General features: G+C 70.8%; 17 protein-coding genes. 8 read left to right on the top strand and 9 right to left on the bottom strand.

Translation table 11 applies throughout. From position 1 onward, the window contains the following. Window positions 1-236: 236 nt before the first annotated feature. Entirely contained in the window at window positions 237-950 is a 714-nt protein-coding gene (gene hemQ / locus AB0F38_RS08980) for a hydrogen peroxide-dependent heme synthase (protein ID WP_361888972.1), read from the bottom strand. 4 nt (window positions 951-954) lie between these two features. Then, window positions 955-2,490, bottom strand: coding sequence for a protoporphyrinogen oxidase (gene hemG / locus AB0F38_RS08975; RefSeq protein WP_361888969.1), 1,536 nt, complete (start codon window positions 2,488-2,490; stop codon window positions 955-957). Between the two features lie 126 nt (window positions 2,491-2,616). Here hemG and AB0F38_RS08970 point away from each other — a divergent pair, with 126 nt between their 5' ends. Both AB0F38_RS08970 and AB0F38_RS08965 read left to right on the top strand, forming a co-directional pair. Beyond that, complete coding sequence (locus tag AB0F38_RS08970) at window positions 2,617-3,633, top strand: DUF4349 domain-containing protein (protein WP_361889837.1); 1,017 nt, start codon at window positions 2,617-2,619, stop codon at window positions 3,631-3,633. A 45-nt stretch (window positions 3,634-3,678) separates the two neighbouring features. Continuing rightward, the gene (locus AB0F38_RS08965; RefSeq protein ID WP_361888966.1) at window positions 3,679-5,061 is read left to right on the top strand and encodes an FAD-dependent oxidoreductase; all 1,383 of its coding nucleotides are present in this window, start codon (window positions 3,679-3,681) and stop codon (window positions 5,059-5,061) included. A gap of 84 nt (window positions 5,062-5,145) precedes the next feature. Here the strand turns inward: AB0F38_RS08965 and hemE are convergent, their stop codons facing one another. Then, window positions 5,146-6,216 (bottom strand): uroporphyrinogen decarboxylase, encoded by a 1,071-nt coding sequence (gene hemE, locus AB0F38_RS08960; RefSeq protein ID WP_361888963.1) that lies wholly within the window; start codon window positions 6,214-6,216, stop codon window positions 5,146-5,148. A 92-nt stretch (window positions 6,217-6,308) separates the two neighbouring features. On the opposite strand from hemE, the gene AB0F38_RS08955 reads away from it, so the two are divergent. The 6 genes from AB0F38_RS08955 to AB0F38_RS08930 all read left to right on the top strand — a co-directional run bounded on the left by AB0F38_RS08955 (window position 6,309) and on the right by AB0F38_RS08930 (window position 14,803). Further along, window positions 6,309-6,968, top strand: coding sequence for a DUF3000 domain-containing protein (locus AB0F38_RS08955; RefSeq protein ID WP_361888960.1), 660 nt, complete (start codon window positions 6,309-6,311; stop codon window positions 6,966-6,968). Window positions 6,969-7,188: 220 nt separating this feature from the next. Next, complete coding sequence (locus tag AB0F38_RS08950) at window positions 7,189-7,851, top strand: response regulator transcription factor (RefSeq protein ID WP_056791805.1); 663 nt, start codon at window positions 7,189-7,191, stop codon at window positions 7,849-7,851. A gap of 118 nt (window positions 7,852-7,969) precedes the next feature. Next, entirely contained in the window at window positions 7,970-9,244 is a 1,275-nt protein-coding gene (locus tag AB0F38_RS08945) for a ribonuclease D (RefSeq protein WP_361888957.1), read from the top strand. A 797-nt stretch (window positions 9,245-10,041) separates the two neighbouring features. After that, entirely contained in the window at window positions 10,042-11,271 is a 1,230-nt protein-coding gene (locus tag AB0F38_RS08940; RefSeq protein WP_361888955.1) for an acetyl-CoA C-acyltransferase, read from the top strand. After that, a complete protein-coding gene (locus tag AB0F38_RS08935; RefSeq protein ID WP_361888952.1) occupies window positions 11,268-13,400 on the top strand; it encodes a 3-hydroxyacyl-CoA dehydrogenase NAD-binding domain-containing protein in 2,133 nt (710 codons plus the stop codon). The genes AB0F38_RS08940 and AB0F38_RS08935 overlap by 4 nt, the downstream gene beginning before the upstream one ends. Window positions 13,401-13,702: 302 nt before the next feature. Further along, the gene (locus tag AB0F38_RS08930) at window positions 13,703-14,803 is read left to right on the top strand and encodes an LCP family protein (protein WP_361888949.1); all 1,101 of its coding nucleotides are present in this window, start codon (window positions 13,703-13,705) and stop codon (window positions 14,801-14,803) included. 177 nt (window positions 14,804-14,980) lie between these two features. Here the strand turns inward: AB0F38_RS08930 and AB0F38_RS08925 are convergent, their stop codons facing one another. The 6 genes from AB0F38_RS08925 to AB0F38_RS08900 all read right to left on the bottom strand — a co-directional run bounded on the left by AB0F38_RS08925 (window position 14,981) and on the right by AB0F38_RS08900 (window position 23,465). Next, a complete protein-coding gene (locus AB0F38_RS08925; RefSeq protein ID WP_361889834.1) occupies window positions 14,981-16,450 on the bottom strand; it encodes an amino acid permease in 1,470 nt (489 codons plus the stop codon). 241 nt (window positions 16,451-16,691) lie between these two features. Continuing rightward, window positions 16,692-18,605 carry a 1-deoxy-D-xylulose-5-phosphate synthase gene (dxs, locus tag AB0F38_RS08920; protein ID WP_361888946.1) on the bottom strand — a complete coding sequence of 638 codons (1,914 nt, stop codon included), beginning with the start codon at window positions 18,603-18,605 and terminating at the stop codon, window positions 16,692-16,694. A 171-nt stretch (window positions 18,606-18,776) separates the two neighbouring features. Continuing rightward, complete coding sequence (locus tag AB0F38_RS08915; protein WP_361888943.1) at window positions 18,777-20,054, bottom strand: sugar ABC transporter permease; 1,278 nt, start codon at window positions 20,052-20,054, stop codon at window positions 18,777-18,779. Next, complete coding sequence (locus AB0F38_RS08910; RefSeq protein WP_361888940.1) at window positions 20,051-20,839, bottom strand: ATP-binding cassette domain-containing protein; 789 nt, start codon at window positions 20,837-20,839, stop codon at window positions 20,051-20,053. The genes AB0F38_RS08915 and AB0F38_RS08910 overlap by 4 nt, the downstream gene beginning before the upstream one ends. 195 nt (window positions 20,840-21,034) lie before the next feature. Continuing rightward, window positions 21,035-22,144: a substrate-binding domain-containing protein gene (locus AB0F38_RS08905; protein ID WP_361888937.1), complete on the bottom strand. Its 1,110-nt coding sequence runs from the start codon at window positions 22,142-22,144 to the stop codon at window positions 21,035-21,037. Window positions 22,145-22,265: 121 nt separating this feature from the next. Further along, complete coding sequence (locus AB0F38_RS08900) at window positions 22,266-23,465, bottom strand: ROK family transcriptional regulator (protein ID WP_361888934.1); 1,200 nt, start codon at window positions 23,463-23,465, stop codon at window positions 22,266-22,268. Window positions 23,466-23,844: the final 379 nt, after the last annotated feature.

The raw sequence follows: 23,844 nt of genomic DNA, 5'->3' as shown, positions 1-23,844 counted from the left end.
CCGGCGGGAGCGGCCCTTGCGCGGTGCCTGTTCGGCCCGGGGCACATCGGCCGTACGCGGTGGGGCGCGGCGGCCTGCGGGGAGAAATGGCTGACTCCCCCGCAGGCCGGCGCAGTTCACCGGTACGGGACCGATGTGCCCGGAGCCGGACCCGGTGTCGCTGGAACGACGGGCGGCGGCGCTGGCGCCGTAGCCCGTCAACTGATCTTCCGGGTCGGGGTGACCGGAAACGCTGGCTATGCGAGACCGGCCACCAAGTCTGCGATCGACTTCCTGCGCCCCGTGTAGAACGGGACCTCTTCACGGACGTGCAGCCGTGCCTCGGAGGCCCGCAGGTGACGCATGAGGTCCACGATGCGGTACAGCTCGTCGGCCTCGAACGCGAGGACCCACTCGTAGTCGCCGAGCGAGAAGGAGGGCACGGTGTTGGCGCGCACGTCGGGGAAGCCGCGGGCCATCTTGCCGTGGTCCGCGAGCATGCGGCGCCGGTCCTCGTCCGGGAGCAGGTACCAGTCGTAGCTGCGCACGAAGGGGTACACGCTGACGTAGTCGCGCGGCTCCTCGTCGGCCAGGAAGGCCGGCACGTGCGACTTGTTGAACTCGGCGGGGCGGTGCAGCGCCATGTTCGACCAGACCGGCTCCAGAGCGCGCCCCAGCGTGGTGCGCCGGAAGAGGTTGTACGCCTCCTGGAGAGCGTCGGAGGTCTCGGCGTGCCACCAGATCATCAGATCGGCGTCGGCCCGCAGGCCGGACACGTCGTAGGTGCCGCGGACCGTGACGTCCTTGGCCTCGAGCTGGTCGAAGAGTTCCTGGACCTCGTCGGCGTGACCGGCGCGGTCGGCGGGAAGCACATCTCGCAGCTTGAAGACGGACCACAGGGTGTAGCGGATGACCTCGTTGAGGTCCTTGGCCTTCTTGCCTGCGTTCGGAAGCTTTTCTGGCGCACTCATACGGCTATTGTCCCGCCTCGCTCCGGGTGCCCTGAACCCGGGTCGACGTGGCGATGATCTCTCCCGCGATCTTCCCCGTGCTCCCCTCCGCGATCTCCCCCGTGTCCCGGTCGGCGCGGCCGCCCGTGAGGTCCCGGGCGATCTCGTCCGCGGCCCGCCGGGCGCTCGCGATGCAGGCGGGGATGCCGACCCCGTCGTACACAGCTCCGCACACCCGCAGTCCCGGCAGCTTGGCGACCTCGTCCCGGATCCGGGCGACCCGGGTCAGATGCCCCACGGGGTACTGCGGCAGCCCGCCGATCCAGCGGGTCACCTCCGCGTCGACCGGCCGGGCCGTCAGCCCGGTCGCGGCGCGGAGGTCGCGCAGCGACACGTCGACGAGCTCGGAGTCCTCGCGGTGCAGGTGCTCCTCCTCGCCGTAACGCCCGACGGAGGTGCGCAGCACGAAGAGGTCGGGGGCCGCCTCGGCGACCCACCGCCACTTGTGGCTCGAGAAGGTCGACGCCTTGATCGTGCGCCCGTCGACGGGCGGGACGAGGAAGCCCGAACGTCCCTGCAGCGCCGGGGTCCCCGCGATGTCGGAACGCCGGAAGGCCATGGTGACCAGGGCCATCGAGGCGTACTCGACGGCGGCCAGCTCGACGGAGGCGGCCGGGCTCTCGGCGGCCAGCAGCGTGGACGCCGACCAGGCCGGGGTGGCCAGGACGATGCCGTCGGCGTTGATCACCCGGGTGTCGGTGCGCACGTCCCAGCCCCGTGCGGTCCGGGTCAGCCCGAGCACGGGGGTGGCGAGGAGGACCTCCGCCCCGCCGGCGCGTACGGCGTCGGCCACGGCGCCCGGCAGGGTGCCGATGCCGCCGTCGATGCCCTGGAAGACCGGTCCGGTCTGCTGACGGGCGGCGGCCCTCTCCTGGATGCGCAGGACGCCGTCGAGGAGCGAGCCGCCCTCCTTCACGGCCTCGAAGAGCTGCGGTACCGCGGCGCGCATCGAGATCCGGTAGGCGTCGCCCGCGTACACCCCGCCGAGCAGCGGCTCCACGAGCCGGTCGACCACCTCGCGGCCGAGGCGGTCGGCGACGTACGCGCCGACCGCGACGTCGTCACCGACGGCGGTCGGGGTGAGGTCGCGTTCCTGGGCGATCCTGGCCAGTCCCTCGGGGGACAGCACACCGCTGAGCGCCGCCGGGTCGCCGGGAACGCCCATCACGTGGCCCTGGGGCATGGGGCGCAGGGCGTCGCGGGTCCACACCGACGCGGTGGCGGTGGCGGGCGGCTGCAGCCGGTCGCCGAGGCCGACGGCGGTGGCCAGCTCGACCGCCTCGGGACGGCGGGCGAGCATCGACTCGGCACCGAGGTCGACCCCGGTGCCCGCGATCTCGCCGGTCATCAGCTTGCCGCCGAGCCGCTCGGTGGCTTCCAGGACGGTGACCCGGAGACCGGCGGAGAGCAGCCGGTGGGCGGCGGCGAGTCCGGCGATGCCACCTCCGATGACGACGACGTGGCCCGTACGCGTGGTGTCGTGCTGAAGAGAAGACTGCATGGGTCCACTCTCTCAAACCCTTACCGAGTCCCGAACGTGACCGCTTCGAAACCGCTGAAGGGCAACCCGCGCAGGGGTCCCGTACGTCGAACCGGCACCATCAACAACGGCCCTGGGGGACTCGTCATGCCGATCGACCGCCACGTGGACAGTCGTCCACCCACCCGCACGCCCCTGCGTTCCGCGCACCGCTCGCGCGCGGCCCTGGCCGCCGCACTGCTCGTCGTCCTCCTGGGCACCGGCGCGTGCGGTGCGGGGGACGACTCGGCGAGCGACAAGAGTGCCGCGGCCTCCGACCAGCGTGAGTTGGGCTCCGGCCCGGGAGGCGGCGACGCGGGATCGGACGGCAAGCGGTCCGGCGGGACGTCCGCGTCCGGAGCCCAGGCCGCACCGAAGCCGGGGGCCGCGGTCGCGGTCCACGTCATCCGCACGGCGACCCTCGCCGTCGAGGTGAAGAGCGTGCCGAAGGCGGTCGCCACCGCCCGCGGGGCGGCCCAGGGGGCCGGCGGTCTCGTCGCGGAGGAGACCACGGAGCGGGTCGACGACACCCACGAGAGGTCGCATCTCGTGCTGCGCGTGCCCCAGGACCGGTACGACGCGGTGCTGCGCGAGCTCGCGGGGACCGGGAAGCTGCAGTCCCGTACGTCGAACGCGAAGGACGTCACCGGTCAGGTCGTCGACGTGGAGAGCCGGATCGCCACCCAGCGGGCGAGCGTGATCCGGGTCCGGGCGCTGATGGACAAGGCCGGGAAGCTCACCGACGTGGTCACGCTCGAAGGAGAGCTGAGCAGGCGTCAGGCCGACCTGGAGTCGCTGCTCGCCCAGCAGGCGTCTCTGAAGGACCGCACCTCGCTGGCGACGATCACGCTCGAACTCAGCGAGCCGTACGAGGACGGAGAGGATCCCGCGGACGAGGACCCGGGTTTCCTCGACGCGCTGGCCGGCGGCTGGGACGCCTTCGTGACGATGCTCCGGTGGATCGCGGTGGCGATCGGCGCCACGGCTCCGTTCCTGGTCGCGGCGGCCGTCCTGGCGGGCCTGTGGCGGCTGCTGCGCGGCCGTCTGCCGCGACGTCACCGGCCGGCACGGCCCGCGGCGTCCCCGGATCCGGCACCGGCCCCCGAGGCCCCGCCCGCCCCCTGAGCGCCGTAGCGTGGGCTCCCTGACACCTCGGCGAAGGGACCCGGCATGGCGACGGAACGACTGGTGGTCATCGGGGGCGACGCGGCGGGCATGTCCGCCGCGTCGCAGGCCCGCAGGCTCAAGGGGCCGGACGAGCTGGAGATCGTCGCCTTCGAACGCGGCCACTTCACCTCGTACTCCGCCTGCGGCATCCCGTACTGGGTGAGCGGCGACGTCGAGAAGCGCGACGACCTCGTCGCCCGGACACCCGAGGAGCACCGGGCCCGTTCCATCGATCTGCGTACCCGCACCGAGGTGACGGAGATCGATGTCGCCGGGCAGCGGGTGCGTGCTCTGGACCGGGACGGCGGGGAGACGTACTGGACGGGCTTCGACAAGCTGGTGATCGCGACGGGAGCCCGTCCGGTCCGCCCGGAGTTGCCCGGGATGGACGCCCCCGGGGTGCACGGGGTGCAGACACTGGACGACGGCCAGGCGCTCCTGGACTCGCTGGACCGGGCCCCCGGGCGCCGGGCGGTCGTCGTCGGGGCGGGCTACATCGGCGTCGAGATGGCCGAGGCGATGCTGACGCGCGGATTCGAGGTGACGGTGCTCAACCGCGGCGCGCAGCCCATGGCGACGCTCGACCCGGACATGGGGCGCCTCGTCCACGACGCGATGGACGGGCTGGGCATCACCACGGTGAACGACGCCGCCGTCACCCGCATCCTCACCGGCGCGGACGGCCGCGTCACCGCGGTCGCCACGGACGACGCGAGCTACCCGGCGGACGTGGTGGTGCTCGGCATCGGCGTCGAGCCGGAGACCACCCTGGCCCGCGCGGCCGGTCTGCCGCTCGGCCCGCACGGCGGTCTGCTGACCGATCTCTCCCTGCGGGTCGTGGGCCACGAGGACATCTGGGCGGGCGGCGACTGCGTGGAGGTGCTGGACCTCGTGGCGGGCCGCACCCGCCACATCGCGCTGGGCACCCACGCCAACAAGCACGGCCAGATCATCGGGGCCAACGTCGGCGGCGGCTACGGAACCTTCCCGGGCGTGGTCGGTACGGCGGTGAGCAAGGTCTGCGACCTGGAGATCGCCAGGACCGGGCTGCGCGAGAAGGACGCGCGGGCGGTCGGCCTGCGGTACGTCACGGCGACGATCGAGTCGACGGGGCGGGCGGGCTACTACCCGGGAGCGCAGCCGATGACGGTGAAGATGCTCGCCGAGTACCGCACCGGCCGGCTCCTCGGCGTGCAGATCGTGGGCCGCGACGGGGCTGCCAAGCGCGTGGACATCGCGGCGGTCGCGCTCACCGCGGGAATGACGGTGGAGGCCATGACCGCGCTCGACCTCGGCTACGCCCCGCCGTTCTCCCCGGTCTGGGACCCGGTCCTGGTGGCGGCCCGCAAGGCGGTGACAGCGGTACGGAAGGCGGGCACGGCCTGACGGCGGACGGCCCGAGAGGCGTCCGCCCGCGCCTTCGCCCGCCACGTCGACCGCTCCGGGACCCGGAGCGGCACGGCGCCTGACTCAGCCGGCCGTCTGCTCGTGGACGTACTCCACGAGCCGGGTCAGCGCGTCCGGGTCGGTCGTCGGCATGACCCCGTGGCCCAGGTTGAAGATGTGGCCCTCGAGACCGGCGGCGGCGTCGAGCACCTCGCGGGCCTTGGCCTCCACCGCCTCCGTCGGTGCGAACAGCACCGCCGGGTCGAGGTTGCCCTGGAGCGCCTTGCCGGGGCCGACCCGGCGGGCACCCTCGTCCATCGGGACCCGCCAGTCGACGCCGACGACGTCCGCGCCGGCCTCACCCATGAGGCCGAGCAGCTCGCCCGTGCCGACGCCGAAGTGGATGCGCGGGACGCCGTACGACGCGACGGCGTCGAACACCTTCGCGGAGGCCGGCATCACGGAGCGGCGGTAGTCGGCGGGGGCCAGGGCACCCACCCAGGAGTCGAAGAGCTGGACCGCCGAGGCGCCCGCCTCGATCTGGACCTTCAGGAACGCCCCGGTGATCGCCGCGAGCCGGTCGAGCAGGTCCGCCCAGAGCTCCGGGTCGCCGTACATCATGGCCTTGGTGCGCTCGTGGTTGCGGGACGGGCCGCCCTCGACCAGGTAGCTGGCGAGGGTGAAGGGCGCACCGGCGAATCCGATCAGCGGCGTGGAGCCCAGCTCGGCGGTGAGCATGCCCATGGCCTCGGTGACGTACGGGACGTCCTCGGGCGTGAGGTCCCGCAGCCGGGCCAGGTCGGCGCGGGTGCGGATCGGCTCGGCGATCACCGGGCCGACGCCGGGCTTGATGTCGAGGTCGATGCCGACGGCCTTGAGGGGTACGACGATGTCGCTGAAGTAGATCGCGGCGTCGACCTTGTGGCGGCGCACCGGCTGCAGCGTGATCTCGGTGACGAGCTCCGGCATCATGCAGGAATCGAGCATCGCGATGCCTTCGCGGACCTTCAGGTACTCGGGGAGTGAGCGCCCCGCCTGGCGCATGAACCACACCGGGGTGTGCGGAACGGGCTCACGCCGGCACGCCTTGAGGAAGGCCGACTCATGGGTGGCGGATGTCGTCTGCAGGCCCGAGGGGCTGTCGTTGGCACTCACACACAGAATCTTCGCACGCATGCGGAACGAGCCGGACCTCGCGTGGGTGTCCCTCCCTGCGCGAGGACCCGGTTCCGCCTACTCTTCCCGGCATGGCTCCGGCTCAGGGACAATTCTCCGATCATTCCGATGGCGCTGATACCGAGGGGAGCGGTGAGGACGAGTCAGTCCCGTCCGCCTTCCGGTCGGCGGTCGACGCGCTGCGCTCCGCCCGGCTGCGCCCCGAACTGGAGGTCGAGCCGACACGGCCCCCCCAGCGCCTCGCACCGCACGCGTACGCCCTGGAGGCCGCCGTCGTGGACGGCGAGGACGATCTCGCCGACGGCCGCCTCGTGCTCCTGCACGATCCGTCCGGGCACGACGCCTGGCAGGGCACCTTCCGCCTGGTGACGCTCGTGCGGGCCGAACTGGAACCGGAGATGGCGGCCGACCCGCTGCTGCCCGAGGTGTGCTGGTCCTGGCTGACGGGTGCGCTGGACGCGCGGGGCCTGTCGTACGGGGAAGCGGGCGGCACGGTCACGCGCGCCGGATCGCACTATTTCGGAGCGCTGGCCGAGCGGCGCTCGGCGACGCAGATCGAGATCCGGGCCTCCTGGACGCCTCGCGAGGGGCGCGGCGGCGTGCCGGACACGGCGGCGCACCTGGCGGCGTGGGGCGACCTGCTCTGCCAGCTGGCCGGCCTGCCGCCGTCGGGCGCGACCGACGCGGCGGTGGTGACGCTGCCCCAGCGTCGCGGCCCCCAGCGGCCCTGACACTGCGTCACCTTCTGGAGGGAGCCGGTCGCACAAGCACCGGCTCTCTTTTCGTACAATCGATCGCATGTCCTATTTGCCCGAATTGTTACTCACTAAATCGTGATCTTCCTCTAAAGGAGGACGCATCTGCTGCCGAAGAGGTCAATGACCCTTCAAGCACGGTTCGCCCCGGCTTCATCCCCGAGCCGGCCCGTACCGCCACTCCCCAGGAGGCCTGGTGTCCGTTCTCCTCGAGCAGCCCGCAAGCCTGGTCGCCTACCGCCCGAACAAGCCGACGGCCATGGTCGTCGTGGCCGACCCGCGCGTCCGTTCCACCGTCACCCGCCATCTGTGGGCACTCGGAGTTCGTGACGTCATCGAGGCGTCGTCCATCGCGGAGGCCCGCCCCCGCGTCGGCAACCCGCGCGACATCTGCGTTGCCGACGTCCACCTGCCCGACGGTTCCGGGCTGACCCTGCTGTCCGAGACCCGAGCCGCCGGCTGGCCGAACGGCCTCGCCCTCTCCGCCGCCGATGACATCGGCGCGGTTCGCAACGCCCTCGCGGGCGGCGTGAAGGGCTACGTCGTCACCGGCACCCGCACCAACATCGGCCATCCCTCCCGACCCGGCGTCGCACCGATCGGCGCCAACGCAGCCCGCATGCACCGCAGGCCCCCCGGTTCCCCGAGCCACCCGGGCGGCTACCGCGAACTCTCCGGCCGTGAGGTGGAGGTGCTCCGCCTGGTCGCCGAAGGCCAGTCCAACAAGGCCATCGGCGTCTCGATGGGCCTGTCCGCACTCACCGTCAAGAGCCACCTCGCCCGCATCGCCCGCAAGCTCGGCACCGGAGACCGCGCCGGAATGGTCGCCGTGGCCCTGCGGACGGGCATCATCCACTGACCGCCACTCCCCCGCCGGCACGCGCACCGATGCGTACCCGGCCGGTTTACGTGCATCGGCACCCGTCGGCGGAACGTTCCGTCGACGGGTGCCGCGCATACACAGATACCCTTGGCATGTGACCGACGCCCAAGAGACCGCAGCAGACACCTCACTGCGAACCACCGGGGGCGCTCCCCCGGACGACGTCGCCCCGGCGCCGATCCCCTTGCTCGAACCGCGCGAGGGCATTCCCCCGGTGGTGGCGAGCGACGACGCGCTGGCCGAGGTGATCGCGGCCTTCGCCGCGGGCACCGGCCCCGTCGCCGTGGACGCCGAGCGCGCCTCCGGCTACCGCTACGGGCAGCGCGCCTACCTCGTGCAGCTGCGCCGCGAGGGCTCGGGCAGTGCGCTGATCGACCCGGTCGGCTGCCCGGATCTCTCGGGCCTGGGCGAGGTCCTCACCGGCAGTGAGTGGATCCTGCACGCCGCCACCCAGGACCTGCCCTGTCTGCGCGACATAGGCATGATCCCGACCTCGCTCTTCGACACGGAGCTCGCCGGACGGCTGGCGGGATTTCCGCGGGTCGGTCTCGGCGCCATCGTGGAGAACGTCCTCGGCTACGCGCTGGAGAAGGGCCACTCCGCGGTCGACTGGTCCACCCGCCCGCTGCCCGACCCCTGGCTGCGCTACGCGGCGCTCGACGTCGAGCTGCTGGTCGACCTGCGCAACGCCCTGGAGGAGGAGCTCGACCGGCAGGGCAAGCTGGAGTGGGCCCTGGAGGAGTTCGACGCGATCGCCTCGGCCCCGCCCGCCCCGCCGCGCAAGGACCCCTGGCGCCGCACCTCCGGCATGCACAAGGTGCGCCGCCGCCGCCAGATCGCGGTCGTACGGGAGCTGTGGACCGCCCGCGACCAGGTCGCGCAGCGCCGGGACGTCTCGCCCGGCAAGGTGCTCGGAGACGCCGCGATCATCGAGGCCGCCCTCGCCCTACCGGTGAACGTTCAGGCCCTCACGGCCCTGCCGGGCTTCGGCCACCGCATGGGGCGCCGTCAGCTGGAGCAGTGGCAGGCGGCGGTGGACCGGGCCAAGGAACTGCCCGAATCGGAGCTCCCGCAGCCCGGCCAGCAGCCCGCCGGACCGCCTCCGCCCCGCTCCTGGGCGGACAAGGACCCGGCCGCCGCGGCCCGCCTGTCAGCGGCTCGCGCCGCGGTGTCGGAGCTCGCGGAGCGGCTGCACATGCCGCAGGAGAATCTGATCACCCCGGACACCGTGCGCCGGCTCTGCTGGGAGCCGCCCCGGAGTCCGACGCCGGACGGGGTCGAGACCGCGCTCGCCGGATACGGCGCCCGCCGCTGGCAGATCGAGCAGGTCGGCCCGCTGCTCCTGCGGGCTCTGGACGCGAGCGCCTGACCACGTGCGTACGCCCCGGGCGAGCGGATGACGGCAGATGGGTCCGACGACTGGATACGTGCGCTCGAGTACGAACGGAACGCCGGGCCGGACAGGGGGATCCGCAGTGCAGCCGGGCGCCCGGCTGCCCGCGCCGGTCCGGCGCGGCGTGCAGCGTTTCCAGGTCGCGAGGACGCGGACGGCGCCGGTCTGATCGCCGGGACGGACGCCGTGGGGGACTTCGCGTACGCGTCAACGGTCCGATTGTTCGTCGGCGAGGAGCGAAATCACGCCAGGTTGCTCGCGCTGCCGCTGGCCGCGGGCGGGCGTCCACGCTCCGTCGGCACGGGAGCGACCGGGCCCTCGGGGCGCTGCGCGGACGGCTGGAGCTACTGGTTCCGACGATCGAGGAAGTGATCGCTCTGCGTCACCACCGGGCTCTGCGCGACGGTACGGGCGACGCGCTCACCCGTGCGGTGGCGGGCCGGATCCTCGCCGGCGAGGGAGCGGCACGTCCCGCCGCGCACGACTGCGCCGGACGCTCTGTCCCCTCCCCCGCCCCGTGCGGCCTGACCACGCTCGGCCGGCCCGGTCGCGTGGGACCGCGGTCCCGCGCGTCGAGGTGTCCGTTCCTCGCACCCGATCGCCACGGACACGGTGCACGAGGGCGCCGCACGGGCAGTGTGTGACATGTGACCTTCGCCGCTCCGCCCGTAGGGGGTGGGCAGTGTGGTTACCCGCAAGTAGCATGTGGGGGGCGGCGCGCTCCTGGGCGCGCCCCGCAGCAGTGCCATCCCGCACCCTGGAGGAGAGCCACCGTGCCTCGTACCATCCGGGACGTCGTCTTCGTCGACGGCGTCCGCACCCCGTTCGGCAAAGCGGGCCCGAAGGGCATCTACCACGAGACCCGCGCCGACGATCTCGTCGTGAAGGCCATCCGGGAGCTGCTGCGCCGCAACCCGGACCTGGATCCCGCGAAGATCGACGAGGTCGCCATCGCCGCGACCACGCAGATCGGCGACCAGGGCCTCACGCTCGGCCGCACCGCCGGAATCCTGGCCGGTCTGCCGCAGTCGGTCCCCGGCTACTCCATCGACCGCATGTGCGCGGGCGCCCTGACCGCCGTCACGGCGACGGCCGGTTCCATCGCCTTCGGCGCGTACGACGTCGTCGTCGCCGGTGGTGTCGAGCACATGGGCCGCCACCCGATGGGCGAGAGCGTGGACCCGAACCCGCGCCTCGTCTCGGAGAAGATGGTCGACGAGTCCGCCCTGTTCATGGGCATGACCGCGGAGAACCTGCACGACAGGTACCCCACGATCACCAAACAGCGCGCCGACGAGTACGCGGTCCGCTCGCAGGAGAAGGCCGCCAAGGCGTACGCCGACGGCAAGATCCAGCAGGACCTGGTGCCGGTCGCCGTGCGCCGCACCAACGCCGAGGCAGGCGAGACGGGCTGGGGCCTGGTCACCGCCGACGAGCCGATGCGCCCGGGCACCACGATGGAGTCCCTGGCCGGCCTGAAGACCCCGTTCCGCGCCCACGGACGCGTCACGGCCGGTAACGCCGCCGGGCTGAACGACGGCGCCACCGCCTCGCTGCTCGCCGCCGAGGACGTCGCCCGCGAGATGGGCCTCCCGGTCAGGATGCGCCTCGTCTCGTACGCCTTCGCGGGTGTCGAGCCGGAGGTCATGGGCTACGGCCCGATCCCGGCGACGGAGAAGGCCCTGGCCAAGGCCGGTCTCTCCATCGACGACATCGGTCTCTTCGAGATCAACGAGGCGTTCGCGGTGCAGGTGCTCGCGTTCCTGGAGCACTACGGCATCGCCGACGACGACGCGCGCGTCAACCAGTACGGCGGCGCGATCGCCTACGGCCACCCGCTGGCCTCCTCCGGCGTCCGTCTGATGACTCAGCTGGCCCGTCAGTTCGAGGAGCAGCCGGAGGTCCGCTACGGCCTGACGACGATGTGCGTCGGCTTCGGCATGGGCGCCACGGTCGTCTGGGAGAACCCGCACTTCGACAACGCAGCCGGAGGCAGCAAGTGAGCACCACCACCACCGAGCTTCTGAAGGGTGCGGCCGAGCTGTTCCCCGGCGAGGTCGTCACGCAGGCGCACGTACGCCACCTCGACCTCCCGTCGGGCGCGGGCAGGCTGGCCCTCATCACGCTGGACAACGGCTTCGACCACACCAAGCCGACCACCATCGGCCCGCAGTCGCTGGCGAACCTGAACGCCGCCCTCGACCAGGTCGAGAAGGAGGCCGCCGAAGGCGCGATCACCGGTGTGGGCATCACCGGCAAGCCGTTCATCTTCGCGGTCGGCGCCGACCTCAAGGGCGTCGAGCTGCTGAAGAAGCACGAGGACGCGCTGGCCATCGGCAAGGGCGGCCACGACGTCTTCCGCCGGCTGTCCGGCCTCGCGGTCCCCACCTTCGCGTACTACAACGGCGCGTCCATGGGCGGCGGTGTCGAGATCGGTCTGCACTGCTCGTACCGCACCGTCTCCACCGCGATCCCCGCGTTCTCGCTGCCCGAGGTCTTCCTCGGCCTGGTCCCCGGCTGGGGCGGCTGTGCGCTGCTTCCCAACCTGATCGGCGCCGACCGCGCCGTCTCGGTGATCATCGAGAACTCGCTGAACCAGAACCGCCAGCTCAAGGGCAAGCAGGTCTTCGAGCTCGGGATCGCGGACGCGATCTTCGAGGGTGCGGACTTCCTGGAGCAGTCGCTGCTCTGGACCGCGTCCGTGCTCAACGGCACGGTCACGGTGGAGCGTCCCGAGGTCGACCGCGGTGACGCCTGGGACCAGGCCGTCGCACGGGGCCGGGCCATCGCCGACTCCAAGGTGCACGGCGCGGCCCCGGCCGCGTACCGCGCGCTGGAGATCATCGCCGCGGCCAAGGACGGCGACCTGAGCGCCGGCTTCGACGCCGAGGACCAGGCCCTCGCGGACCTGATCATGGGCGGCGAGCTGCGCTCGGGGATCTACTCCTTCAACCTGGTCCAGAAGCGCGCCAAGCGCCCGGCCGGTGCCCCGGACAAGTCCCTGGCCCGTCCGGTCACCAAGGTCGGCGTGGTGGGCGCGGGCCTGATGGCCAGCCAGCTCGCGCTGCTGTTCCTGCGCCGTCTCGAGGTGCCGGTCGTCCTCACGGACATCGACCAGGCGCGCGTCGACAAGGGTGTGGGCTACGTCCAGGCCGAGATCGACAAGCTGCTCGGCAAGGGCCGGATCAACCAGGACAAGGCCAACCGCCTGAAGGCCCTGGTCTCCGGTGTGCTGGACAAGGCGGAGGGCTTCTCCGACGCCGACTTCATCATCGAGGCCGTCTTCGAGGAGATCGGCGTCAAGCAGCAGGTGTTCGCGGAGGTCGAGGCGGTCGCCCCGGCGCACGCGATCCTCGCCACGAACACCTCCTCCCTCTCGGTGACCGAGATGGCGTCGAAGCTGAAGAACCCCGAGCGGGTCGTCGGCTTCCACTTCTTCAACCCGGTCGCGGTCCTCCCGCTCCTGGAGATCGTCCGCGGCGAGCAGACCGACGACGCCTCGCTGGCCACGGCCTTCGGTGTCGCCCGCAAGCTGAAGAAGACCGCGGTCCTGGTGAAGGACGCCCCGGCGTTCGTCGTCAACCGCATCCTCACCCGCTTCATGGGCGAGATCCAGAACATCATCGACGAGGGCACCCCGGTGGAGTCGGCGGAGAAGGCCATCGAGCCCCTCGGCCTGCCGATGTCCCCGCTGGTGCTCCTGGAGCTGGTCGGCCCGGCGATCGGCCTGCACGTCTCCGAGACCCTGAACCGCGCGTTCCCGGACCGCTTCACGGTCTCCGAGAACCTGGCCGCGGTGGTCAAGGCCGGCAAGCGCGGCTTCTACGTCTACGACTCCGGTAAGCCGGAGCTGGACCCGGAGGTCGCCGCCCTCCTCGAGCAGGGCGACACCGTCCTGACCGAGGAGCAGGTCCGCGACCGCGTCCTGGACGCGGTGGCGCAGGAGATCGGCCTGATGCTGGACGAGGGCGTCGTCGCCGAGGCCCAGGACATCGACCTCTGCCTGATCACCGGCGCGGGCTGGCCCTTCCACCTGGGCGGCATCACCCCGTACCTGGACCGCGAGGGCGTCTCCGAGCGGGTCAGGGGCAGGAAGTTCCTGGCGCAGGGTGTGGCGAGCGTTCCGGCGTGACACCTGCCTGACGTGCGAAGGGGTACGGCCCGGACACCGGGGCGTACCCCTTCGTCGTGCCCGGACCGCCCGGACGCGACACGGCGGTGACGGAGTGCCGGATCCCGTCCCGAGGACCGAACGCCTCCCCGTCCCCGAGAGGCGCTCCGGGAGATCACACCGAGGATTGCGCGAACAACTGCGCGATATTCGACGACAAATCTATAGTGCAGACCTAGCCCCCCACGTGCGTGGACCGGCCCCACCCGAGTCCCGGACCTGCCGCCGGCCCTTCGGGCCATGAGCCAAGGGACTGGATCACGATGAGCCACGATGCCACGCCCCCGGGCCGCCACGCCTCAGGGCGGGCGGAGCCCCCGAACCGGGAACGGAAGAAGGACCGCAGGCGCCACCGCGGCCTCAGGATCACGCTCGGGGTGCTGCTGGTCCTCCTGCTCACCGCCGGCGGCACCGCGTACTGGATGTACAGCAGCCTCGACGGCAACATCAAGGGCGTCGACATCGACAAGGCGCTCGGTGAGGACCGTCCCGAGAAGCTGCCCACCGCGGGCCAGAACCTCCTCGTCCTCGGCTCCGACTCGCGCGCGGGGGCGGAGAACAAGGAGCTGGGGGGCGGCGGCGACGTCGGCGGGGCGCGCTCCGACACCGCGTTGGTGGTGCACATACCCGAGGGCCGGACCGAGGCCGTCGCCGTGTCCATTCCGCGCGACACCCTGGTGACGAGGCCGGAGTGCACGAAGGCCGACGGGACCGGGGTCGCGTCCGCGGAGCGCACGATGTTCAACTCCGTGTACTCCATGGTGGGACCGGCCTGTGTGGTCAAGACCGTGGAGAGGATGTCCGGGGTCCGCATCGACCACTACATGGAGATCGACTTCGCTGGGTTCAAGGATCTGGTCGACGCCGTGGGCGGTGTCACCGTCGAGGTCGAGGAGCCGATCCACGACAGGGCGTCGGGGCTCGACCTGAGCGCCGGTCCGCACGAGCTCGACGGCGCCGAGGCCCTCGCCTACGTCCGCACCCGGCACGGTGTCGGTGACGGCAGCGACCTGGGCCGGATCGGGCTGCAGCAGCAGTTCCTGTTCGCGCTGCTGACGGAGATCAAGTCCCAGGACCTGCTGGGCAGTCCGGCGACGGCCTACCGGATCGCCGGCTCGGCCACCAAGGCGCTCACCACCGACGAGGGGCTGGCCTCGCTGGCCTCCCTCACCGAGTTCGCCCGCTCGATGAACGGCCTCGACCCCTCCACCATGGAGACGGTCATGCTCCCGGTGGCGTACGACGAGCAGGACCCGAACCGCGTGGTGGCCGTGGAGCCGCAGGCCGGTGACCTGTGGAAGGCGATCCGCACGGGCGCCTCGATCCCGGAGTCCGCGAAGAAGTCCCCCGCGAGCGGCGGCTGAGGCCGTGTCACCCTGACGGGACGCCGGAGCGAACGGGCCCCTGTCTTCGACGCCGCCGGTGCGGTGGGGCGGCTGGGGGCGCGAGGGGTGCGGTGCCGCTGAGCGAGGGGTGCGTCGGCGGGTCGAGGCGTTCCGGGGGCCCGGTGCACGGGCCCCGGAGCGCTACGACCGGTTCCGTCACTGACCGGGCGTCTTCCCCATCCGGCTGTGGCCGCGTCCGTACGCGAAGTAGATGATCACGCCGAGCACCATCCAGATCCCGAAGCGGAGCCACGTCTCCGCCGGCAGGTTGAGCATCAGCCAGACCGAGGCCGCCACCGAGACGATCGGGAGCAGCGGCACCCACGGGGTGCGGAAGGCGCGGTGCAGGTCGGGGCGGGTGCGGCGCAGGACGATGACGCCGAGGGCGACGACGACGAAGGCGAAGAGCGTGCCGATGTTCACCAGGGTGGCCAGCTCGTTGATGCTCGTGAAGCCGGCCACGATCGCGATGATCACGCCGAGCAAAACGGTCGGCCGGTACGGGGTCCCGAAGCGCGGGTGCGTGACCGAGAAGAACCGCGGGAGCAGGCCGTCGCGGCTCATCGCGAAGAACACCCGGGTCTGCCCCAGGAGCAGGATCATGCAGACCGTGGTGAGGCCGACCGCGGCGCCGAAGCTGATGACCCCCGCGTAGAAGGGGTGCCCGACCGCCTTGAAGGCGTCGGCCAGCGGGGCGCTGACCGAGAGTTCCGAGTAGTGCTGCATGCCGGTGACCACGATCGACACGGCGACGTAGAGCAGGGTGCAGATGAAGAGCGAGGCCAGGATGCCGCGCGGCATGTCCCGCTGCGGGACCTTCGTCTCCTCCGCCGCGGTGGCCACGACGTCGAAGCCGATGAAGGCGAAGAAGACGACGGAGGCGGCGGTGAAGATGCCCATGATGCCGAAGTTCGTCGGTTCGTAGCCGAAGATCAGCTGCACCAGTGGGGCGTCCAGGCCCGAACCGGCCGGCTGGGGCTCGGCCTCGGGGATGAACGGCGAGTAGTTGGACGCCTCGATGAAGAACGCTCCCGCGACGATGACGATCCCGACGACGACCAGCTTGATGGCGACCACGACCGCGGTCACCCGTGCGGAGAGCTTCATCCCGAGCACCAGGATGACGGTGAGGATCAGCACCAGGGCGAACGCCAGGACGTCGAAGCCGAACCCGCTGGCCACGTCCGGGCCGGAGAGCACCTCGGGCATCGTCCAGCCCACGTTGTCCATGAGCGAGCGGACGTAGCCGGACCAGCCGACGGCCACCACCGCCGTGCCCAGCGCGAATTCGAGCACCAGGTCCCAGCCGATGATCCAGGCCACCAGCTCACCCAGGGACGCGTACGAGAAGGTGTACGCCGATCCCGCCACGGGGACGGTGGAGGCGAATTCGGCGTAGCAGAGGGCCGCGAGGGCGCAGACGATACCGGCGGCCACGAAGGCGAGGGCGGTGGCGGGGCCCGCCGTCTCCTTGGCGACCTTGCCCGTGAGGACGAAGATGCCGGTGCCGATGATGACACCCACCCCGAAGACCGTGAGGTCCAGTGCGGAGAGGGATTTCTTCAGCGCGTGCTCCGGCTCCTCCGTATCCCTGATCGACTGTTCGACCGTCTTCGTCCGAAACAGTGTGTTCACCGGTGTGCCTCCGTGATGTCCGTCGCCGCGTCCTCGCGTTACCCGAATCACGGTCATGATCGAGACGACGCGCGGCCGAGGGGCGGTGGAAGGGCGCGATTCACCCGATGGGGCCCGGGAGAGGGAAGTCCGGGCGGCCGAACGGAGTAACGGCACCGGGGGCGCACAGCACCGCGCCCCTCCGCCCGGGGACGGAGGGGCGCGGTGCGCGCAGGACGCCACGGTCCTCGGATCAGTCGCGGACTGACTCCACCGTGCGGCTCCCGTAGCCGCCGTCCACCTTGGCGACCAGACCGGTGACCTGACGGGCGATGTCCGGCGCCGTCAGCCCGATCTCGGCCATGACCTCGTTGCGGGAGGCGTGGTCGAGGAAGACCGGCGGGATGCCGAAGTCGCGCAGCGGTACGTCGACCCCGGCGTCGCGCAGTGCCTGGGCGACGGCGGAGCCGACGCCGCCGGCCCTGCTGTTGTCCTCGACGGTGACGACGACGCGGTGTTGTGCGGCGAGCGGGGCGAGTGCCTCGTCGACGGGCTTGACCCAGCGCGGGTCGACCACCGTCGTGGAGATGCCCTGGGCGTCCAGCAGCGCGGCGATCTCCAGGCACATCGGGGCGAGCGCGCCGACGGAGACCAGGAGGACGTCGGGCGCGTCCGTGCCCGCGTCCCGCAGGACGTCCATGCCGCCGACGGTGCCGACGGCCTTGACCGCCGGGCCGACCGCGCCCTTGGAGAAGCGGACGACGGTCGGGGCGTCGTCGACGTCGACGGCCTCGCGCAGCTGGGCGCGGACCTGGTCGGCGTCGCGCGGGGCGGCGATGCGCAGCGTCGGGACGCACTGCAGGATCGACATGTCCCACATGCCGTTGTGCGAGGCGCCGTCCGTGCCGGTGACTCCGGCCCGATCGAGGACGAAGGTCACCCCGCACCTGTGCAGCGCCACGTCCATCAGGACCTGGTCGAAGGCGCGGTTGAGGAAGGTGGCGTAGACGGCGAAGACGGGGTGCAGTCCGCCGGTGGCGAGGCCCGCGGCGGAGACCGCGCCGTGCTGCTCGGCGATCCCGACGTCGTAGATCCGGTCCGGGAAGGCCTCCTCGAACTTGCCGAGGCCGACGGGCTGCAGCATGGCCGCCGTGATGGCGACGATGTCCTCGCGCTCGTGGCCGAGCTTGACCATCTCCTCGCCGAAGACCGAGGTCCAGTCCAGACCGGAGGTGGAGATGGGCAGCCCCGTGTCCGGGTGGATCTTGCCGACCGCGTGGAAGCGGTCCGCCTCGTCCTGGAGGGCGGGGGTGTAGCCGCGGCCCTTCTCGGTGAGGCAGTGCACGATGACCGGGCCGCCGAAGCGTTTGGCACGCGTCAGCGCGGATTCCAGGGCTTCGATGTCGTGGCCGTCGATCGGACCGACGTACTTCAGGCCGAGGTCCTCGAACATGCCCTGCGGGGCGATGAAGTCCTTGAGGCCCTTCTTCGCGCCGTGCAGGGTCTCGTACAGCGGCCTGCCGACGACGGGCGTGCGCTCCAGGAGGTCCTTGCCGCGGGCCAGGAACCGCTCGTACCCGTCGGTCGTGCGCAGGGTGGCGAGGTGGTTGGCGAGGCCGCCGATGGTCGGGGCGTAGGAGCGCTCGTTGTCGTTGACGACGATGACGAGGGGGCGGTCCTTGGCGGCGGCGATGTTGTTCAGCGCCTCCCAGGCCATACCGCCGGTGAGCGCGCCGTCACCGATGACGGCGACGACGTGGTCGTCCTTCCTCAGCACCTCGTTGGCCTTGGCGAGGCCGTCGGCCCAGCCGAGCACCGTCGAGGCGTGCGAGTTCTCGATGACGTCGTGCTCGGACTCGGCGCGGGACGGGTATCCGGAGAGGCCGCCCTTGCTCTTGAGCTTCGAGAAGTCCTGCCGGCCCGTGAGCAGCTTGTGCACATAGCTCTGGTGGCCGGTGTCGAAGAGGACCTTGTCCTGCGGGGACTCGAACACCCGGTGCAGGGCGATGGTCAGCTCGACCACGCCCAGGTTCGGGCCGAGGTGGCCGCCGGTCTTGGACACGGCGTCGACGAGGAAGGTACGGATCTCCTCGGCGAGCTGGTCCAGCTGCTCAAGGCTGAGCCGGTCCAGGTCGCGCGGTCCCCTGATGCGGGTCAGCAGATCCACCCGTGCCTCCTTGCGTGTGAGCTGGTCGAGCGTGTCGATCCGATGAGTCTAGTGTTCCGCCGGCGGCCGCGGTCATCGGGCGGCGCATTGCACCGCCCGGCGCCGCGGCGCGACGGACACACCTGTGCCCGGCATCGGAGGATGCCGGGCACAGGTGTGCAGGTACGACGGTCAGGCGCGGCCGGCGGTCTTCTGCGTCTTGCGGGTGATGGAGTCGATGACGACCGTGACGAGAAGAACAGCGCCGGTGATCATGTAGTTGATCGGGGTGGCGATGCCTTCCAGTGCGAGGCCGTACTGGATCGAGACGATCACCATGACACCGAGCAGCGCGTTCCAGGTGCGTCCCCGGCCCCCGAAGAGGCTGGTGCCGCCGATGACGGCCGCGGCGATGACGTTCATCAGGAGGTCACCGGCGCCGGAGCCCTGGTTGGCCGCCGCGATCTTGGAGGCCCAGAACAGGCCGCCGATGGCCGCGAAGGTCCCGGCGATGGCGAAGACCGAGACGCGGATCGCCGTGACGTTGATGCCCGCGCGGCGGGACGCCTCGACGCTGCCGCCGAGCGCGAAGATCTTCCGCCCGTAGGAGGTGCGGCGCAGGACGAAGTCCGTACCGACCAGCACGATCAGGAAGAGGACCAGGGCCAGCGGGAGGCCGCGGTACTGGTTGAACATGAACGCCGCGCCGAAGGCGAACACCGCGAGGACGACGGTGCGGACCACGATGTCGACGAGCGGCCGCGACGGGACGCCCGCGGCCTCACGGCGGCGGGTGTCCAGGAAGGCGGAGAGGAAGTAGCCGATCACCGCGACCGCGGCGAGGCCGTAGGCGGCGGCGACGTCCGAGAAGTAGTACGTGGTCAGCTTGCCGACGACGCCGTCGCTGTCCAGGTTGATCGTGCCCGTGTCACCGAGCAGCTGGAGCATGAAGCCCAGCCAGAACAGCAGGCCCGCGAGGGTGACGGCGAACGCCGGGGCACCGATCCGTGCGAAGAAGAAGCCGTGGATGGCCCCGATGACCGCGCCGCTGACGATGGCGACGAGTATGGCGAGCCACTCGTTCATGCCGTGCGTGACGCTGAGCACGGCGACGACGGCGCCCGAGACACCGCTGACGGAACCGACCGAGAGGTCGATCTCGCCGAGCAGCAGCACGAAGATGATGCCGACGGCCATCATGCCGGTGGCCACCATCGTCACGGCGATATCGCTGACGTTCTTCGCCGAGAGGAACTCGGAGTTCAGGCTCTGGAAGACCACGCAGATGATGATGAGGCCGATGACCACGGGGATCGAGCCGAGGTCACCACCGCGCATCTTGCGCTTGAACTCGGTGAGGTAGCCGCCGAGGCCCTGCTCGCGCACGAGGAGCCGGGGGTCGACCGCGGTGTCGGCGCCCTTGGCCGCCTCCGGGTTGACCACTGCGGTGGACGTCTTGTCGGTAGTCACTTCTGGGCCTCCGCGTTGCGCGCCGCACGACGGGTCACGGCGTTCTCCGTGGCGCCCGTGATGGCGGAGATGATCTCTTCCTGCGAGGTGGTCTTCACGTCGAAGACCCCGTTGTTCCGGCCCAGCCGGAGCACGGCGACCTTGTCCGCGACAGCCTTCACGTCGGCCATGTTGTGGCTGATGAGGATGACCGCGTGGCCCCGCTCGCGCAGCCGCTCGACGAGGTCGAGGACCTGCGCGGTCTGCTCGACGCCGAGTGCGGCGGTGGGCTCGTCGAGGATGACCAGCTTGGGCTCGCCCAGCATCGAGCGGGCGATGGCGACGGTCTGGCGCTGACCGCCGGAGAGCGACGCGATCGGGATGCGGACGCTGGGAATGCGGATCGACAGTGTGCTCAGGAGCTCGCGGGAACGCCGCTCCATCTCTACCTCGTCGAGGATTCCGAACTTGCGGAGCTCCCGGCCGAGGTAGAGGTTGCCGACGACGTCGATGTTGTCGCAGAGCGCGAGGTCCTGGTAGACGGTCGCGATCCCCAGGTTCTGGGCATCGTGCGGCTTGCTGATCTGGACCTGCCGGCCATCCCACTCGATGACTCCGTCATCGATGGGGTGGACCCCGGCGATCGTCTTGACCAGCGTTGATTTACCGGCGCCGTTGTCACCCACCAGGGCGACCACCTCACCGGCGTGGACCTCAAGCTCTACATCGGTGAGCGCCTGGACGGCACCGAATCGCTTGGAGACCCCTCGCAACGCCAACACGGGCGTAGCGGACACGTGAACCATCTCCTTCGCCGCCTGACCCGGCGGGGATGCCGCGCCTGGGGGAAGGCGCGGTGGTCGAGCAGAAGTATTGAGGAAGAGCGTCCGAAGCGTTCCGTCCGGCGCCCCGTCCGGTAGCGGGACAGTTGGTGGGCGGGGCGCCGGACAGGCTTCGGGTCCGCCCGGCAGGCCGTGGGGCCCGGCCGGACGGTCGGGGGCCTACTTCAGGCCCGCGGCGGTGCAGGCGGCCTTGTACTTGGCCGAGCAGATCTCGTCGATCGTGTAGATGCCGTCCTTGATGACGGTGTCGTTGATGTTTTCCTTGGTCAGCGAGACGACCGGGACGAGCACGGTGGGAATGCCCTTCGTGCCGCCGTTGTCGACCTTGGACGTGGCGATGGAGTCGAGCTTCTCGCCCTTGGCGAGCGCGACGGCCATCTCCGCGGCGACGATGCCCTCCTGCGGGTACGGCTTGTAGACGCTCATGAACTGCTCACCGGTGACGATGCGCTGGACACCGGCGAGTTCGGCGTCCTGGCCGGTGACCGGCGGGAGCTTGGAGAGACCGGCCGACTTGAGGGCCTGGATGATGCCGCCCGCCATGCCGTCGTTGGCGGAGTAGACGCCGGCGATCTTGTCCTTGCCGAGGGCCGTGATCGCGCCCTCCATGTTGGCGTTGGCGTTCTCCGGCTTCCACTCCTTGGTGTCGTACTCCTTGCCGTACGTCACCTTGCCGTCGAGGACGGACTTGGCGCCCTTCTTGAAGAGCGCGGCGTTCGGGTCGGTGATCGAGCCGTTCATCATCACGATGGTGGGCTTGGCGGCGTCGCCCAGGGCTTCCAGCAGGGCCGTGCCCTGCACGCGGCCGACCTCTTCGTTGTCGAAGGAGGTGTAGGCGTCGATCGGGCCCTCGGCGAGGCGGTCGAAGGCGACGACGGGGATGCCCGCGTCCTTGGCCTTCTTCACGCTGTTCTCGATCGCCTTGGCGTCGACCGCGTCCACGATCAGCGCGTCGACCTTGCCCGTGATCATGGTGTCGACCTGCTGCGCCTGCAGCGTGGCGTCCTGGCGGGCGTTGGCGTAGACGACCTCCGCCTTGCCGCCGGTCAGCTCGCTGACCTTCTTCTCGATGATCGGCTTGTCGAACTTCTCGTAACGGGCCGTGACGTTCTCGGGCAGAAGGAGACCGATCTTGACGTCGTCACCCTTCTTGCCCGACTCCTTGGCGGTCTTGTCGCCCGACTCCTTGGCGCTGCCACAAGCAGCGAGCGAGACGGCCATCGTGGTGGCGGCAACGGCAACGGCGGCACGACGCATACGCGTGTTCATCTTTCGAACCTCCCTGACGAGGCCGCGACGTTGCGGCCGAGGTGGCTGGAAGTCAACTCGGCCACGACGCCAGCGTCAAGGAGTAAATCCTTAACGAGATGACAACGGTGCCATTCGTTATCTAAGTGAAGACAGGCGTCGCGGCAGGGAGCGTGCTTTCCAAAAGGGTTGAATCCCCCATCTCACTGAGAACGAGGGCCAGTGCGCCCAGCACCTCCGCCCGGCCGCCGAGCGCACCGGGCAGCACGGAGAGCTGCCGCGCGGCGCTGGGAATGGCGTACCGGGAGACCGAGTCACGGATGGGACCGAGCACCAACTCCCCCGCCTCCGCGAGGGATCCGCCGAGGACCACCCGGCTGGGGTTGAGCAGATTGCAGAGGTTGGCCACCCCGCTGCCGATGTGCCGGCCCACGTCCCCGACGACCCTGCGGCAGCCCGGATCGCCCTCGCGGGCCAGCTGGACCACCCGCTCCATCGTGAGATCGGACCCGTGACTGGGCTGCAGCAGAGGCAGGACGTACCGGGCGGCGGTGAAGGTCTCCAGGCAGCCGCGGTTGCCGCAGCGGCACACGGGGCCCGACTCGTCGAGCGTGATGTGCCCGATCTCGCCGGCCGTACCACCCGGCCCGCGGTAGATGTTCCCGTCGATCACCAGTCCGGCACCCACGCCGCTGGCGACCTTGATGTAGGCGAGGTCCCTGACCCCGCGGCCACTGCCCCACACGAGCTCGCCGAGCGCTCCGAGGTTGGCGTCGTTGTCCACGTACACGGGCACGCCGAGACGCCCGGAGAGCTCCTGGCTGGGGTTGATACCCGTCCAGCCCGGCAGGATCGAGGTGGAGCCCAGGGTCCCGGACTCGACATCGATCGGTCCCGGCACACCCAGACCCACGCCGATGACCTTCCCGGGGCTTATCCCGGTGGTCTCGATCAGGCGGTTGACCAGCTGTTCCGCCCGACCGAAGCCCTGTGCCGACGAGGCGTCGACATCCAGCGGCTCGGATTCCTCGGCCAGCACCTGATGGGCCAGGTTCCCGATGGCCACCCGAAGGTGGGTATGCCCGAAATCAACCCCTATGACAATGCCCGCGTCCCCACTCAGGGAGACACTGCGGGCGCGGCGCCCGCCCGCCGAGGTGGGGGTCACCTCGACCGTGCCGCCCTCCTTCAGCTCGCGGACGATGTTGGAGACGGTGGCTGCGGAGAGGCCGGTGCTTCTGGCGATCTCGGCCTGGGTCAGTGACCCCGCCATCCTCACGGCACGTACGACCCGCTCAAGGTTGGCCCTGTGCAGAGATGTCTGCGACCCCGGAGTCTCCATCGACTCTCTCACTCCTGCCGTTTTCTCTAACATGTGAACCCTAAGCTGAGCGTTTTGGGGTGCCCCCCGTCAAGACCTTGAGCATTCAGAGCCTCTGATGAGCACCATGCTCCGCTTCTCGGCCGGATCGCGGCCGAAGCCCTCACCCCTGCCTGAAACTCTCGAACGAGCGCGACGCAACGCAGGCAGGAGCCCCGCGCGACAGCCACCCTCACTCGCAGGTGAGTTCGAATCGGCCATTCCCCGCACCGGACACGGCGGCGTGCCGCACCGCCGGGCCGCGACCAGGGCTCTTGCAAGGTCGAATTTCTCTGACGTTTGCGCTGGTCAGCGGGGGATGTCGAGGAGGTCGAGTGGGGCGGCGAAGGGTTCGTAGGAC

It is taken from the genome of Streptomyces sp. NPDC025273 (genome assembly GCF_040638585.1).
In the GTDB taxonomy this organism is placed as follows: Bacteria; Actinomycetota; Actinomycetes; order Streptomycetales; family Streptomycetaceae; genus Streptomyces; species Streptomyces cinereorectus.
Note: the sequence above shows the minus strand (reverse complement) of the source record. Positions and strands in the feature narration are given on the sequence as shown.

What these genes read in the sequence shown, in the direction of transcription:
- AB0F38_RS08965 (WP_361888966.1), top strand. Translation starts at nt 3,679, where the DNA reads ATGGCGACGGAACGACTGGTGGTCATCGGGGGCGACGCGGCGGGCATG.
- hemG (WP_361888969.1), bottom strand. Translation starts at nt 2,490, where the DNA reads ATGCAGTCTTCTCTTCAGCACGACACCACGCGTACGGGCCACGTCGTC.
- hemQ (WP_361888972.1), bottom strand. Translation starts at nt 950, where the DNA reads ATGAGTGCGCCAGAAAAGCTTCCGAACGCAGGCAAGAAGGCCAAGGAC.
- AB0F38_RS08955 (WP_361888960.1), top strand. Translation starts at nt 6,309, where the DNA reads ATGGCTCCGGCTCAGGGACAATTCTCCGATCATTCCGATGGCGCTGAT.
- AB0F38_RS08900 (WP_361888934.1), bottom strand. Translation starts at nt 23,465, where the DNA reads ATGGAGACTCCGGGGTCGCAGACATCTCTGCACAGGGCCAACCTTGAG.
- AB0F38_RS08930 (WP_361888949.1), top strand. Translation starts at nt 13,703, where the DNA reads ATGAGCCACGATGCCACGCCCCCGGGCCGCCACGCCTCAGGGCGGGCG.
- AB0F38_RS08905 (WP_361888937.1), bottom strand. Translation starts at nt 22,144, where the DNA reads ATGAACACGCGTATGCGTCGTGCCGCCGTTGCCGTTGCCGCCACCACG.
- AB0F38_RS08970 (WP_361889837.1), top strand. Translation starts at nt 2,617, where the DNA reads ATGCCGATCGACCGCCACGTGGACAGTCGTCCACCCACCCGCACGCCC.
- AB0F38_RS08910 (WP_361888940.1), bottom strand. Translation starts at nt 20,839, where the DNA reads ATGGTTCACGTGTCCGCTACGCCCGTGTTGGCGTTGCGAGGGGTCTCC.